12 protein-coding genes are annotated in these 14,083 nt (G+C 58.7%); 9 read left to right on the top strand and 3 right to left on the bottom strand.

Going from position 1 to position 14,083, the window contains the following annotated elements:
• Nucleotides 1-5 precede the first annotated feature (5 nt).
• The 8 genes from nuoN (at nucleotide 6) to E2L05_RS02100 (ending at nucleotide 10,482) form a co-directional block, all read left to right on the top strand.
• Nucleotides 6-1,445 carry an NADH-quinone oxidoreductase subunit NuoN gene (gene nuoN, locus E2L05_RS02135; protein ID WP_133341250.1) on the top strand — a complete coding sequence of 480 codons (1,440 nt, stop codon included), beginning with the start codon at nucleotides 6-8 and terminating at the stop codon, nucleotides 1,443-1,445.
• Nucleotides 1,435-2,196: a biotin--[acetyl-CoA-carboxylase] ligase gene (locus tag E2L05_RS02130; protein ID WP_243721833.1), complete on the top strand. Its 762-nt coding sequence runs from the start codon at nucleotides 1,435-1,437 to the stop codon at nucleotides 2,194-2,196. Before nuoN ends, E2L05_RS02130 begins: the two co-directional genes overlap by 11 nt.
• Nucleotides 2,197-2,216: 20 nt before the next feature.
• Nucleotides 2,217-2,993 (top strand): type III pantothenate kinase, encoded by a 777-nt coding sequence (locus E2L05_RS02125; RefSeq protein WP_133341249.1) that lies wholly within the window; start codon nucleotides 2,217-2,219, stop codon nucleotides 2,991-2,993.
• Entirely contained in the window at nucleotides 2,990-4,660 is a 1,671-nt protein-coding gene (locus tag E2L05_RS02120; protein WP_133341248.1) for a ribonuclease J, read from the top strand. Before E2L05_RS02125 ends, E2L05_RS02120 begins: the two co-directional genes overlap by 4 nt.
• Nucleotides 4,661-4,811: 151 nt before the next feature.
• The gene (locus E2L05_RS02115) at nucleotides 4,812-6,419 is read left to right on the top strand and encodes a peptide chain release factor 3 (protein ID WP_133341247.1); all 1,608 of its coding nucleotides are present in this window, start codon (nucleotides 4,812-4,814) and stop codon (nucleotides 6,417-6,419) included.
• Nucleotides 6,416-7,690, top strand: a complete 1,275-nt coding sequence (locus tag E2L05_RS02110) for a glycosyltransferase family 4 protein (protein WP_133341246.1) — start codon at nucleotides 6,416-6,418, stop codon at nucleotides 7,688-7,690. The genes E2L05_RS02115 and E2L05_RS02110 overlap by 4 nt, the downstream gene beginning before the upstream one ends.
• A 162-nt stretch (nucleotides 7,691-7,852) precedes the next feature.
• Nucleotides 7,853-9,328, top strand: coding sequence for a DEAD/DEAH box helicase (locus tag E2L05_RS02105; RefSeq protein WP_133341245.1), 1,476 nt, complete (start codon nucleotides 7,853-7,855; stop codon nucleotides 9,326-9,328).
• 110 nt (nucleotides 9,329-9,438) lie between these two features.
• Nucleotides 9,439-10,482: a succinylglutamate desuccinylase/aspartoacylase family protein gene (locus E2L05_RS02100; protein WP_133341244.1), complete on the top strand. Its 1,044-nt coding sequence runs from the start codon at nucleotides 9,439-9,441 to the stop codon at nucleotides 10,480-10,482.
• Nucleotides 10,483-10,587: 105 nt separating this feature from the next.
• Here the strand turns inward: E2L05_RS02100 and E2L05_RS02095 are convergent, their stop codons facing one another.
• Nucleotides 10,588-11,508, bottom strand: coding sequence for an MBL fold metallo-hydrolase (locus E2L05_RS02095; protein ID WP_133341243.1), 921 nt, complete (start codon nucleotides 11,506-11,508; stop codon nucleotides 10,588-10,590).
• Nucleotides 11,509-11,608: 100 nt separating this feature from the next.
• Nucleotides 11,609-12,019 (bottom strand): metallopeptidase family protein, encoded by a 411-nt coding sequence (locus tag E2L05_RS02090; RefSeq protein WP_133341316.1) that lies wholly within the window; start codon nucleotides 12,017-12,019, stop codon nucleotides 11,609-11,611.
• Nucleotides 12,020-12,080: 61 nt separating this feature from the next.
• Between E2L05_RS02090 and gltX the strand changes: the two genes are divergently transcribed.
• On the top strand, nucleotides 12,081-13,406 hold the full coding sequence (gene gltX, locus E2L05_RS02085) for a glutamate--tRNA ligase (protein WP_133341242.1): 1,326 nt from the start codon (nucleotides 12,081-12,083) through the stop codon (nucleotides 13,404-13,406).
• Between the two features lie 7 nt (nucleotides 13,407-13,413).
• On the opposite strand, the gene E2L05_RS02080 is transcribed toward gltX, so the two are convergent.
• A complete protein-coding gene (locus tag E2L05_RS02080; protein WP_133341241.1) occupies nucleotides 13,414-13,980 on the bottom strand; it encodes a gamma-glutamylcyclotransferase family protein in 567 nt (188 codons plus the stop codon).
• Between the last annotated feature and the right edge of the window lie 103 nt (nucleotides 13,981-14,083).

Raw genomic sequence — 14,083 nt, 5'->3', positions numbered from 1 at the left:
ACGCCATGACGTCTGCCGATCTTTCCGTGATCCTCCCCGAGATCGTTCTGGCTGTTTATGCCATGGTCGCTCTCCTTGTGACTGTTTACACCGTCAAAGATGATGGGGCTGTCATTGTCTTGCGCCTTACGACCGGTGTTTTGTTCCTGACCGCCGTTTGGATTGGCTTGCACCATTCCGACACGCGCATCGCATTTGACGGCATGTTCGTCGATGACGGGTTCTCGCGCTATGCCAAGGTGACAATTCTCCTCTCTGCTGCCGCGGTATTGCTGATGAGCGAGAGGTACATGGTTCGTCGTGATCTGCTTCGCTTTGAATATCCGGTGCTCATCGTGCTGGCTGTGATTGGCATGATGGTGATGGTCTCTGCCGGTGACCTCATGGCGCTTTATATGGGGCTCGAACTTCAGTCTCTTGCGCTTTACGTTGTCGCCTCTTTGCGCAGAGACAGTGTGAAATCAACGGAAGCTGGCCTGAAATACTATGTGCTGGGCGCGCTTAGCTCGGGTTTGCTGCTGTATGGTGCATCGTTGACCTATGGCTTTGCAGGCACAACGGCCTTTTCCGGGATCATTCAAACGGCAGTTTCCGGCGAGGTGTCGCTTGGCCTGCTCTTCGGTCTTGTTTTCCTGATCTCTGGGTTGGCGTTCAAAGTATCCGCAGCGCCGTTCCACATGTGGACACCCGACGTCTACGAAGGCTCACCAACTCCGGTCACGGCCTTCTTCGGAACCGCGCCCAAGGTTGCTGCCATGGCCCTGTTCGCGCGTGTTGCCCATGATGCGTTCGGCAATGCCACGGTGGAGTGGGGGCAAATCGTGTCGCTTCTTGCGGTGGCGTCCGTCTTTCTTGGCTCCATCGCCGCGATCGCGCAAACCAACATCAAACGCCTGATGGCTTATTCGTCCATTGCGCATATGGGCTATGCCTTGATTGGCCTTGCGTCGGGCACCGTGTTTGGCGTGCAGGCGATGCTGGTTTACATGGCGATATATGTGACGATGAATGTCGGTACCTTTGCCTTCATTCTTACCATGAGCCGCGATGGCCAGCCGGTGACAGACATAAAGTCGCTCAATAACCTGTCTGAACGGGAACCTGTAAAAGCGCTGGCAATGTTGATCTTGCTGTTCAGCCTTGCAGGTGTACCTCCGCTGGTTGGGTTCTTCGGGAAGTACTATGTTCTCGATGCTGCGGTTCAGGCTGATATGGCATGGCTGGCGGTTGCTGGTGTGATCGCGTCGGTGATTGGCGCATTCTATTACCTGCGTATTGTCTACTACATGTACTTCGGTGCCGAGACAGAGCCGCTCGACAAGATCCAGACCCCGATTTTGACGGGTATGTTGGTGGCCTCTGCTGGGGCGATGGTGATCGGTGTTATTAATCTCTTCGGGATCGAAGGGATTGCGGCTGTCGCGGCGGCGTCGCTTGTCCAGTAACACACTGGTCTGGCCAACTGGCTATGATCGACGGGTGCTGTCTGAGGTAGACAGCACCAATGCCGAAGCCGCTCGCCTCGCTCCGACGTTGGCAGGGCCGACGTGGATACTCGGGTTGCGTCAAACGGCTGGGCGTGGACGTCGCGGACGTGTCTGGTCCGACCCGCCCGGGAATTTCGCTGCAACTCTGGTTATGATGCCCAAGGGCGAGCCGGCTCAGGCTGCCCTGAGATCGTTTGTGGCGGCCCTGGCGCTGGCCGATGCCTTGACCCAAGTTACGGCGCGACCCGAAGCGATCAGCCTGAAATGGCCGAACGACGTGTTACTTAACGGTGCGAAAGTAGCGGGCATCTTGTTGGAAACGACGGGGCAGGGCGGCCAGATGTCGTCGCTGGCTGTTGGGGTTGGGGTCAACCTGACCCATGCGCCGGATCTCGACACACTGGAACCCGGCGCTGTTTCTCCGACTTCCGTGTTGTCCGCAACGGGAGCCAACGTTGATCCTGAAACGTTCCTGTGTCTGCTTGGCAGTGCTTTTGCGCATTGGGAAGATAAGCTGGTGACGCACGGCTTCGCGCCCCTCCGCCTTGCCTTTTTGGACCGTGCCGCGCGGTTGGGCGAGCCGATTACAGCACGAACAGGCAGGGAAACCTTCGTCGGTACCTTTACAGACGTTGATGCTCATGGCGCGCTGGTGCTGACCACAGCAAAAGGGCGTCAAACGGTGCAGGCGGCTGAAATTTTCTTCTGACAAACCGAGAGGCAGGGCCCATGCTGCTTGCGATCGATTGCGGTAACACCAATACCGTTTTCTCCATCTGGGACGGCACGCGGTTCTTGGCCACGTGGCGAACATCGACCTTTCACAGTCGGACAGCAGATCAGTACTTTGTCTGGCTGAACACATTGATGGTTGCGTCGAAAGTGGATGTGACCATTACCGAAGCGATTATTTCATCCACTGTACCGCGCGTGGTCTTCAATTTGCGGGTGCTATGTAACCGCTATTTTGATTGCCGCCCTTTGGTGGTTGGTCGCCCCGAATGTGCGTTGCCAGTGGATGTGCGCGTTGATCCGGGCACGCAGGTGGGACCTGACAGGTTGGTCAACACCGTCGGTGCTTTTGACCTTTTCGGCGGGGATCTGGTCGTTGTCGATTTCGGAACCGCGACCACATTTGACGTCGTGGATAGCGACGGGGCCTACATTGGCGGGGTCATCGCGCCGGGTGTGAACCTCAGTCTTGAGGCTTTGCACCAGGCTGCGGCGGCCTTGCCGCACATTGATATCACCACTCCGACCACCGTTATTGGCAAAAATACCGTTGATTGCATGAAGTCTGGGGTGTTCTGGGGATATGTTGGCTTGATCCGCGAGATTACGACGCGTATCCGCAGCGAACACGGCCGTCCCATGAAGGTGATCGCCACAGGTGGCCTTGCGCCATTGTTTCAGCAGGGCGACGTGTTATTTGACGGGTTTGAAGAAAGCCTGACCATGCATGGCCTCACGGTCATTAGTAATCACAATAAGGACGTTTCACCATGAGCACCGACCGTCTGATTTACATGCCGCTCGGCGGGGCCGGTGAGATTGGCATGAACGCGTATGTCTATGGCTATGGCCCTGTCGGCAAAGAGCGCCTGATTCTCGTCGATCTGGGCGTCGCCTTTCCTGATATGGACAGCTCGCCCGGCGTTGATTTGATATTTGCCGATATCGCGTGGCTTGCGGAACGGTCCGACAGGCTTGATGCGATTTTCATCACCCACGCCCACGAAGACCATGTCGGTGCGGTTGGGCATCTTTGGTCACGGCTTCGCGCACCGGTCTATTGCCGTCCGTTCACAGCGAACATTGCGACACGCAAGATGGAAGAACAGGGCGCGCCGGGCAACAAGGTCAAGGTTGCGACCACTTGGCCAGAGCAGATCAAGGCTGGACCGTTTTCTGTTGGGTTTCTGCCCATGTCCCACTCCATCCCGGAAACATCTGCTTTGGTGATCGACTCCCCCGCGGGACGTGTTGTGCACACAGGTGACTTCAAGCTGGACCGCACGCCGTTGGTTGGAGATCCGTTTGATCCGGCCGCGTGGGAAGAGGTATCGAAAGACGGTGTTCTGGCGCTTGTCTGCGACAGCACGAACGTGTTCAGCCCGAATGCGGGTCGTTCAGAAGCCGTGCTTGGCCCTGACATCACCGAATTGGTGAAAGGCGCGCCCGGCATGGTCGTGGCGACGACATTTGCGTCCAACGTGGCGCGCGTAAAAACATTGGCTGAGGCCGGCGTCGCGGCCGGACGTTCGGTTGTTTTGCTCGGGCGTGCGATGCAGCGAATGGTGCGTGCGGCGCAGGAAACCGATGTGCTGGAAGGGTTCCCGTCCACGATCCCCGTGGAAGAAGCCGGGTCTATCCCGCGTGAGAACCTGATGCTGATCGTGACAGGCAGTCAGGGCGAACGTCGCGCGGCGTCTGCGCAACTGGCACGCGGTAAATATCTGGGTCTGGAATTGAAAGAGGGGGACATGTTCCTCTTCTCGTCCAAGACGATCCCCGGCAACGAACGTGGCGTTCTGCGCATTATCAATGCCTTTTCTGAAAAGGGCGTGGATGTGGTTGATGACAGCTCCGGCCTTTATCACGTGTCCGGGCATGCCAATCGGCCTGATCTTGAGGCCATGCATGAATTGGTCAAGCCGCAGGTTGTTGTCCCAATGCACGGCGAGCACCGGCATCTGCGCGAGCACGCCAAACTGGCCGAAGCGCGCGGGCGCACTGGCGTGCTGGCTCCGAACGGAACGATGGTTGAATTGACCGGGAATGCCCCGCGTATCGTCGAGTATGTCGAGACAGGGCGCACCTATTTGGACGGCTCGGTGCAGATCGGTGCGTTGGATGGTGTGGTGCGGGACCGGATCCGCATGGCGCTGAATGGTCACGTCATGGTCAACATCCTGATGGACGAACAGGACGAACCCCTTGGCGACCCGTGGTGCGAGGCGATGGGCCTTCCGGCAAAGGGGCGGTCAGGAATTGCATTGACCGAAGTTCTTGAGGCGGATCTGTCTCAGATGATGGGTCGTGCGGATGACGCCGTGCTGATCGACGATGACAAACTGAGCGAAGCCATTCGCCGGGTTGTCCGCAATTCAGCCAATGGCGAGATCGGGCGCAAGCCGGAGGTCACCGTTGTCGTTTCGCGTCTGACAGACTGAGATCGGCCCTGAGTTTGGTTTGGGTGCCTTCGGCCCCCGAATCACAAAGGCCAATGGCAAGCCAAACCCGGATGCTGTGGTGGCTTTGTTTTAGCGGGCGACTGCACCGGGCGCGATTGCGCCGGTCGCTGCCCGGCGCTATATGCCGCCCATGTTAGACCGCAGCGCCAACGCCCCGACCCTGCCGCCGGAAATTGCCCGGCGACGTACATTCGCCATCATCTCGCATCCCGATGCGGGCAAGACGACGCTGACCGAAAAGTTTCTGCTTTATGGTGGTGCCATTCAGATGGCTGGTCAGGTGCGCGCCAAGGGTGAAGCGCGGCGCACGCGGTCGGACTTCATGAAGATGGAACAGGATCGCGGCATTTCCGTCAGCGCTTCAGCGATGTCGTTTGATTTTGATGGTTTTCGGTTCAATCTTGTTGACACGCCCGGCCACTCTGATTTTTCCGAAGATACCTATCGCACGCTGACGGCCGTCGACGCGGCGGTTATGGTTATCGACGGCGCCAAGGGCGTTGAAAGCCAGACCCGCAAGCTGTTCGAAGTTTGCCGCCTGCGCGATCTGCCAATCCTGACATTTTGTAACAAGATGGACCGGGAAAGCCGGGACACGTTCGAGATCATCGACGAAATTCAGGAAAATCTTGCGATTGACGTATCGCCAGCCAGTTGGCCCATCGGGACGGGCCGCGATTTTCTGGGGTCCTACGATCTGATCAATGATCGGTTGGAACTTATGGCACGGTCTGATCGAAACAAAGTCGCCGAGAGTATCAATATTTCGGGTTTGGATGATCCCAAATTGGCAGAATATGTGCCTGCGGCGCAACTTGAGCAACTGCGCGAAGAAGTTGAAATGGCGCGCGGGCTTTTGCCAGAGTTGGATCCGCAGGCGGTTCTGGACGGCACCATGACGCCCATCTGGTTCGGCTCTGCCATCAATTCCTTTGGCGTTCGCGATTTGATGGCCGGTATCGCCAAACTTGGCCCTCAGCCCCAACCGCAAACCGCCTCGCCACGCCAGATTAGCCCGGAAGAGCCGAAAGTCACCGGCTTTGTGTTCAAGGTGCAGGCCAACATGGACCCAAAGCACCGCGACCGGGTTGCGTTTCTGCGGGTGGCGTCCGGGCATTTTTCGCGCGGCATGAAGTTGACCCATGTGCGCAGTAAGAAAGTGATGACGGTGTCGTCGCCTGTGATGTTCCTGGCCGCCGATCGCGAGTTGGCGGAAGAAGCTTGGGCCGGCGATATCATCGGCATCCCGAACCACGGCCAGTTGCGCATTGGCGATACGTTGACCGAAGGCGAAGCATTGCGCGTCACCGGAATTCCCAGTTTCGCGCCGGAATTGCTGAACAGCGTGCGCGCGATGGACCCGATGAAAGCAAAGCATCTGGACAAGGCTTTGATGCAGTTCGCTGAAGAAGGCGCCGCAAAGGTGTTCAAACCAATGATCGGGTCCGGCTTCATCGTTGGTGTGGTGGGCGCGCTGCAATTTGAAGTTCTCGCCAGCCGGATCGAGTTGGAATACGGGCTTCCGGTCAGGTTCGAAGGGTCGCAATTCACATCGGCACGCTGGGTGACGGGGCCGAAAGCCAAGGTCGATGCCTTTGTGGATGGCAACAAAGGCCATATCGCCCATGATAATGACGGCGATATTGTTTACCTTACACGGCTTCAGTGGGACATTGATCGTGTTGAACGGGACCACCCGGACTTAAGATTGTCGGCAACGAAGGAAATGATGGTTTGAAGCGGATCGTGCTTTACGACTGCGGGCGGCTCATGGCGCGGGCGAAATCGGCCACGCCCACGGGTATTGACCGGGTCGATCTGCGCTATCTTGACCATTTTCTGAACGATCCCGACACCGAAGTGATCGGCGTAGGCCAAAAGTCAGACAGCCTTGGCATTTATGCTGATGCGGATGTTGCCACGATCCACCGTCTGCTGTGCCGCCGGTGGTTGGACCGCGCCCCGCTGAGTGATGCCGACAAGCGAACTGTCACCCGCACCTATCTGCGCGGGAAGGTTATGAGCCTTGGTGCCAAGCTGGGACGGAAGCTGACAGGCGCGCGGTTTCCCGGTGCGCTGCATCGCCGGTTGGCGGGCCGGGGCGATACGCCGCTGTTCTACTTCAATGGCTCGCACAAAGGCCTGACCAAAGAGCCGCTTTTTGCCGCGATGAAAGCAGAGCTTGGCGCGCAGCTGATCTTCTTCGTGCACGACATGATCCCAGTGGATTTTCCGCAATACGTGCGCCCCGGACATGATGAAAAACACGCAGTCCGTATGCGAATCGCGGCCCGGCAGGGCGATTTGATTGTGTGGAATTCGATCTATTCGAAAGATCGGTTCTATGCCTTTGCGGATCGTGAAGGCATCGCCCACCCGCCCGGTGTCATCCTGCATATCGGGGTAGAGCCGCACTTTCAGGTGTTGCCGACCTCAGATGTAACGGAAGAGCGGCCCTATTTCCTGATCGTGGGCACTGTTGAACCGCGCAAAAACCTCCGCGTTTTGCTGGAGGCTTGGGAATTGCTTCGCGCGCGCGGTGGCCCTGTTCCCGAATTGCGGATTATCGGCAAGCGTGGCTGGGTCACCGAGGCGAACGAAGGGGACGCCGAACGCGCCGCATCGCTGGCGCCCGATGTCGTGGAACTGGACCGGGTCAGCGATGACGCACTGATGGTCCAGTTGTCCGGCGCATGTGCGCTGTTGTTTCCCAGCTTCACCGAAGGCTGGGGAATGCCTTTGGTCGAAGCTGCCGTTATGGGGCTTCCTGCAATTGCGTCGGACATTCCAGCGTTTCACGAAGCCGGGCAGGGATGCGCCCTGTTGCTGTCCCCCGATTCTCCGGAAGCCTGGGCAGATGCCGTCACACGCTATGCGGACCCATCCCTTCCAGACCGGGCGACCGCGCTGGCCGGACTGTTGCGCTTTGCGCCACCTCTTTGGCCCGCGCATTTCGATGGTTTCGAAGTGGCATTGGCCGAATACATGCGAAATGTGGCCGAAAAATAGCTGCAACGCCGCTCTGCGGTGCGTACACATTGACCGAAAGGCTTAAACCGGGTACTAGACGCGCGGCGTGATCGTGCGGATTGCGTTTCGACGCCGGGACGCCCGGAACTATAGCGTCCCCTTCACATGAACAGGCAACCGTGGTTGCCGGAACGGGACTATATGACGACTTTTTCCGAACTGAACCTTGGACCCAAGGTGATGAAGGCCATCGATGAAGCTGGCTATACCACACCGACGCCAATTCAGGCCGGTGCCATCCCTCCCGCGCTTGAAGGCCGTGACGTACTCGGCATCGCGCAAACGGGGACAGGCAAGACTGCATCCTTCACATTGCCGATGATCACCAAGCTGGCCCGCGGCCGGGCCCGCGCACGGATGCCGCGCAGCCTTGTGCTGGCCCCGACGCGTGAATTGGCCGCCCAAGTTGCAGAGAATTTCGACACCTACTCCAAGCATGTCAAACTGACCAAGGCACTTCTGATCGGCGGTGTCAGCTTCAAAGAGCAGGATCAGTTGATCGACAAGGGCGTTGACGTTCTGATCGCCACGCCGGGTCGGCTGTTGGACCATTTCGAGCGCGGCAAGCTGCTTTTGACCGGCATCGAGATCATGGTTGTCGATGAGGCGGACCGGATGCTCGACATGGGGTTCATCCCCGACATTGAACGCATCTTCAGCCTGACACCGTTCACCCGCCAAACCCTGTTCTTCTCGGCCACGATGGCGCCAGAGATTGAACGGATCACCAACACATTCCTGTCGTCGCCAGCACGCGTCGAAGTCGCGCGTCAGGCCAGCGCGTCTGAAACGATTGCGCAGCAGGTTGTCTTGTTCAAAGGCAGCCGCAAAGATCGGCAGGCCAAGGAAAAGCGCAACTTGCTGCGCACGCTGATTGATGCTGAAGGCGATGCGTGCAGCAACGCTATCGTGTTCTGCAACCGCAAGTCGGATGTCGATATCGTTGCAAAGTCGCTTCAGAAATACGGTTATGACGCGGCAGCGATCCACGGGGATCTGGATCAATCTCAGCGGACGGCGACCCTTCAGGGGTTTCGGGATGGCAAGTTACGTTTCCTCGTGGCGTCTGATGTCGCGGCGCGCGGCCTTGATGTTCCGTCTGTAAGTCATGTGTTTAACTTCGACGTGCCAAGCCACGCCGAAGACTACGTGCACCGCATTGGCCGGACCGGCCGCGCGGGTCGCGATGGCAAGGCGCTGATGATCTGTGTCCCTGCGGATGAGAAAAATCTCGCCGACATTGAAAGGCTGATTACAAAGGAAATTCCACGCCTCGAAAGCCCGGTCAAGGCTGAGCCAGCCGCAGTCGCGCCTGCTGAAGCAGCAAGCACGGAGGAAGACGCACCGCGTAAACCTTCGCGCCGCCGAGTTGTGCGCCGCAAGGAAAAGCCTGTTGAAGCCACCAGCGAAGCCCCAGTGGCGGAAGCCGCGCCTGAGGTGCCTCAGAAGGCTGAAAAGCCCGCCAGGGCGCAACGGTCTTCCGAAGACGGGCGCAATGGTGGAAAATCACGTGGCCGTGCGGGTGGTCGTGGTCGCCGTGACGACAACGTGGTTGGAATGGGCGATCACCTGCCCAGCTTTATCGCGCTTAGCTTTGAAGAACGCCGCGCGGGGTGAACCCGCGACACGGCGACATCATTGGGCGGCGGCTTAGACGCCATCGCCCGCCCACACCTATGGAGCCGCAAAATGCGCCCCCACATAGTCCCTAACCGGACATCCCGCCAATGATCGCGCGACCTGCGTTCCAGATCGGTGGCCAGCTTGTTGCACCTGGTAAACGCCGCACCATCAACCTTCCTGTCAGCGTCTTGAGTGACCACACACCAGTCACGATGTCTGCCCATGTCATCCATGGCCGCAAACCCGGTCCGGTGATTTGCATAACGGCCGGCGTGCATGGCGACGAAGTGATCGGCGTCGAAATCGTTCGGCGCGTGTTAGGTCTTCCCCGCCTTGATGGCTTGGCTGGAACATTGATCGTTGTGCCGATCGTGAACGCCTATGGCTTCATGAATCATTCCCGTTATCTGCCCGACCGGCGGGATCTGAACCGTTGTTTCCCCGGATCGCCGGGCGGGTCATTGGCGGCACGTCTTGCGCACATACTGATGACCGAAGTGATCGGTCGCTGCGATATGGGCATTGATTTGCACTCAGCGGCGGTGCACCGGACGAACCTCCCGCAGGTACGCATTGCGCCGGACAGCCCCGAATTGTTGCGCCTTGCGCGTTTGTTTGGTGCGCCTGTTGTTTTGCGGTCCAAGCTGCGCGAAGGCTCTCTGCGCATGGCGGCGGGAGAGAAGGGTATCAACATCCTGCTATATGAGGCGGGCGAAGGCTTGCGTTTTGACGAGATGGCGGTGCGCGCCGGTGTGACAGGTATTCTGCGGGTGCTTGTCGATCAGGGGGTCATTCCGGCAAAGGGTGTCCCAAAGGCGCGAAGCCGACCAATGCTGTGCAAATCCAGCCAATGGTTGCGTGCGCCGCAGGGCGGGTTGTTGCGCACTTTCCGGTCTGAGGGCGATGTCGTGGCCGAGGGGGATGTGCTGGCGATCGTGTCCGACCCGTTTGGCGAAGTCGAAGCGGAAATCACTGCGCCGGGCGAAGGTGTCATCGTTGGCCGCGCTGTTCTGCCCATCGTAAACGAGGGGGACGCTTTGTTTCACCTGGCCACGATCAGTTCCGTGGGAGAGGCTGAAGAAACCGTAGAATCGCTGGCGACTCAGCTTGGCGAAAGCTCCCTGTTCGATGAAGACGAAATCATCTGAACGGCATTTCGTGGTCTTCGCAGTAGATTTAGTCCCAACCGTTAGTGGCCAGATGATTGGAACGGCAGGCAGGGTGGCGGGCCACGCAGGCCCACCACCAAGTCATTAGCCCATCATCATCTGATAGCTTGCGGGAACATAGCGGAAGCCGTCGCCGCGCGTTTCCACATACCCCATTGCCGGGAATGGCATATGGTACCCGATGAAGGGCACTTTGTCGGTTGCCAGCATGCTGAGTACGCGGCGGCGCGTCGCTGCTGCTGCGGCTTTGTCCATGTCGAACAGAACCTCCCAATCAGGGTAGGCGAGGGACCAGACATAGTGGTTGGCCAAGTCAGCGAACAGCATCAACTGCTGGCCGTCGCTTTCCAGCATGTAACCCATGTGACCCGGCGTGTGGCCGAACGCCGCCATTGCGGTCACGCCCGATGCAACGCTTCCGCCATCCTCGAGGAATGTCATCTTGTCGTTCAGCGGCGCAACTTTTGCATCAAAGCCATCGCTTCCTGCGCCTGACCAATGGTTATGTTCTGTCGAACCGGTCACGTAGCGCGCATTGGTGAATGTCTCGCCCGCGTCGCCAGTCAGCCCGCCGATGTGGTCGCCGTGCATGTGGGTCAGAACGACTGTGTCGACTTGGTCGGGGCTGTAGCCTGCCGCGCCAATCACATCGGTGGTTGCGGCTGCGTTCAGGCCAGTGTCGAACAAGATCAATTCAGACCCGGTATTGACCAGCGTGGGCGTGAAGAAAAACTGTGTCTTATCGGTGGGAATGAAATTCTCAGCCGAAACTTCTGCGAAGTCTTCGCTGCTGACATTCATCCCGAAAATACCTTGCGGCTCGTCACGTGTCGCGGTGCCACCCAGCAGGGCGGTGACTTCAAAGCCACCCAGTTTGAAGCGATTAAAGCGCGCCGAAGATGCCCCTTTCATTTCAGCGGCGGCGTGGCCTTGCGTTGCAAGACCGGCGGCAACCGGCATAGCCGCTGTTGCGGCGAGGGCTTGTCTGCGGGTGAATCGTGTCATGGTAGTCTCCTTGTTGTCCCTACCGGGAGGTAGCCCGTTGTAACCCCAAGGCGATAATGTCGCAGTAAATTTCTTGTCAGCTTACCCAACGGCGTCAGGATCACTCCCACCAGCGATCTATGCGTGCAATGTCATCGTCGGACCACCCCATGTGATGAGCCAGTTCGTGCACAACGACATGCGTCACCAGATCGCCGAGCCCGATAGTCCCGCGCGATACCCATTCATCCACAATTGCGCGCCTAAACAGCCAAATCACATCAGGCCCAGTTGGTTGGTCCATGACCGATTTTTCGGTCAGGGGGAGTCCATCGTAGAGGCCGGTCAGGGAAAACGGGTCATCAATGCCAAGATCGTCCAGCATCGCGTCACTGGCCAAATCCTCCACCCGCAAGACGATGCCTTGTGCCGCCTTGTCGAATGGTTCGGGCAAGGCGTCGAAAGCGGCACGAGCCAACGTTTCGATCAAGGCAAGGTCGGGGGGGAGGGCGCTTGTCCAGTCATCTGTCATGCCCCTGATATGGACAAAACCACGCGCCTGTGAAAGACGCCACGCGAAGAAGGAGACGCCCATGACCACGACCCGTTTCGCCCCGTCACCCACTGGATACATCCATGTTGGCAACTTGCGTACTGCACTGTTCAACTATTTGATCGCGCGTCAGGCGGGCGGCACCTTCATCTTGCGCATTGATGATACTGACCCAGAACGGTCCAAGGAATCCTATGTGGATGCGATCAAGGAAGATCTTGATTGGCTCGGGCTGCACTGGGATCGGGTCGAGCGGCAGTCCGAACGGCTGGACCGGTATGTTGATGCGGCGGACCGTCTGCGCGAGATGGGGCGTTTTTACGAAGCGTTCGAAACCCCGACAGAGCTTGATCTGAAGCGCAAGAAGCAACTGAACATGGGTCGCCCGCCCGTCTATGACAGGGCCGCGCTTGCGCTGAGCGATGCAGAGCGTGAAGCCCTGCGCGCTGAGCGCGGGCAGGGTCATTGGCGTTTCAAGCTGAACCAGACCCGCATCGAATGGACCGATGGCATCTTGGGTGATCTGTCGCTTGATGCGGCCAGCGTTTCGGACCCTGTGCTGATCCGCGGGGATGGGCAGTTCCTGTACACGTTGGCATCTGTGGTGGATGACACCGAAATGGGTGTCACGCATGTTGTGCGCGGCTCCGACCATGTGACCAACACCGCCACCCAGATTCAGATCATCGAAGCGCTTGATGGTGCCGTGCCCAGCTTTGCGCACCACTCGCTGCTGACCGGCCCTCAGGGCGAGGCTCTGTCGAAGCGGCTCGGCACGCTCAGCTTGCGCGATCTGCGGGCCGCGGGTGTGGAGCCGATGGCACTGCTGTCGCTGATGGCGCGCCTCGGATCGTCGGACCCTGTGGAGCTGCGCAGCTCGATGGATGAACTGATCGAGGGGTTCGATATCAGTCATTTCGGGTCTGCACCGACTAAGTTCGACGAAAATGACCTGTTCCCGCTCACGGCGCGGTATTTGGGCGGCCTTCCGCATAGCGCCGTCGCAGCGCAGATTGCAGATGCTGGCGTTCCGGCGGACTTGGCAGAGCCTTTCTGGAAGGTCGTGCGCGAGAATATCACGACAACGAACGACATCGCCGGTTGGTGGAAAGTTCTGTCAGAAGGCGCAGAGCCACAGATTGATCCGGAAGATGCAGAGTTTATCGCGACAGCATTCGATTTGATGCCAGACCTGCCCTTTGACGGCAGCACGTGGTCATCCTGGACCGCTCAGGTCAAAGAGAGTACGGGTCGCAAGGGCAAAGGGCTGTTCATGCCGCTGCGCAAAGCGCTTACAGGGCAGGCGCGCGGGCCTGAGATGGCCGAATTTCTGCCGCTGATGCAGGCAAAGCCGAAGCTGCCGTAAGTACGCGTCAGCTTTTGGGGACTTTGGTCACGCCTAACCGGTCAAGGTGGCGATCGACTGCCGCGAGCTCTGCTTGGTCCAGCGTTTGGTGGCGTGGATAAAGCGGGGCGGTGCGGTCGTCGATCACTGGGCGCGCCCATCCATCCGTGCTGTCAAAAAATGCAGCAGCGCCCTCTTGGCCGAAATGGTGCAAGAACCCTTGCACCACCACATCAAGGTAGCTCAACAAGATCGGGCTTTCGTCCTGCGCGTGTTGGTTTTCGGCAGGAACCGCATAAACCTGTACGCGCGTGTCTTTGTGCAGATCATGAACGACGTCATCCGCGAGCGAGTGCCGACGATAGCCCATTTCACGCCGATCAAGGGCGGTCCAATCCTGATCGGGCACAGCGGCGACCAATCCGTCAATGACCCCGTCCCCGGTCTGATGGGCCGACAAGAATGCTTGTGGCGCAAGCGGAGTGCCGCGCCAAACCCTGCGCCAGCCATGCAACCGGGCAGGGCGCCCGTCAGGGTAATCGTGGGTGCGTTGATTGACCAGCGACCCATAGCCGAAGAAATAATGACGGTGCATGGTGGCTCCTTCCTCTGACGCGGGCTCACTGCCAATTCGAGCCGCGTGATGCAAGCCGGTTTAAGCCTGTCTTCACCCTTCGTAGCTAGCGTTCTGGCAACAC

This window comes from Meridianimarinicoccus aquatilis (assembly GCF_004358675.1).
GTDB lineage: Bacteria > Pseudomonadota > Alphaproteobacteria > Rhodobacterales > Rhodobacteraceae > Meridianimarinicoccus > Meridianimarinicoccus aquatilis.
The sequence above is the reverse complement of the archived record's forward strand: the minus strand, read 5'-3'. Positions and strand labels throughout refer to the sequence as shown.

Bases quoted from the DNA above. Each gene is read 5' to 3' on its own strand.
- nuoN (WP_133341250.1), top strand. From the start codon at position 6: ATGACGTCTGCCGATCTTTCCGTGATCCTCCCCGAGATCGTTCTGGCT.
- E2L05_RS02125 (WP_133341249.1), top strand. From the start codon at position 2,217: ATGCTGCTTGCGATCGATTGCGGTAACACCAATACCGTTTTCTCCATC.
- E2L05_RS02120 (WP_133341248.1), top strand. From the start codon at position 2,990: ATGAGCACCGACCGTCTGATTTACATGCCGCTCGGCGGGGCCGGTGAG.
- E2L05_RS02115 (WP_133341247.1), top strand. From the start codon at position 4,812: ATGTTAGACCGCAGCGCCAACGCCCCGACCCTGCCGCCGGAAATTGCC.
- E2L05_RS02105 (WP_133341245.1), top strand. From the start codon at position 7,853: ATGACGACTTTTTCCGAACTGAACCTTGGACCCAAGGTGATGAAGGCC.
- E2L05_RS02100 (WP_133341244.1), top strand. From the start codon at position 9,439: ATGATCGCGCGACCTGCGTTCCAGATCGGTGGCCAGCTTGTTGCACCT.
- E2L05_RS02095 (WP_133341243.1), bottom strand. From the start codon at position 11,508: ATGACACGATTCACCCGCAGACAAGCCCTCGCCGCAACAGCGGCTATG.
- E2L05_RS02090 (WP_133341316.1), bottom strand. From the start codon at position 12,019: ATGACAGATGACTGGACAAGCGCCCTCCCCCCCGACCTTGCCTTGATC.
- gltX (WP_133341242.1), top strand. From the start codon at position 12,081: ATGACCACGACCCGTTTCGCCCCGTCACCCACTGGATACATCCATGTT.
- E2L05_RS02080 (WP_133341241.1), bottom strand. From the start codon at position 13,980: ATGCACCGTCATTATTTCTTCGGCTATGGGTCGCTGGTCAATCAACGC.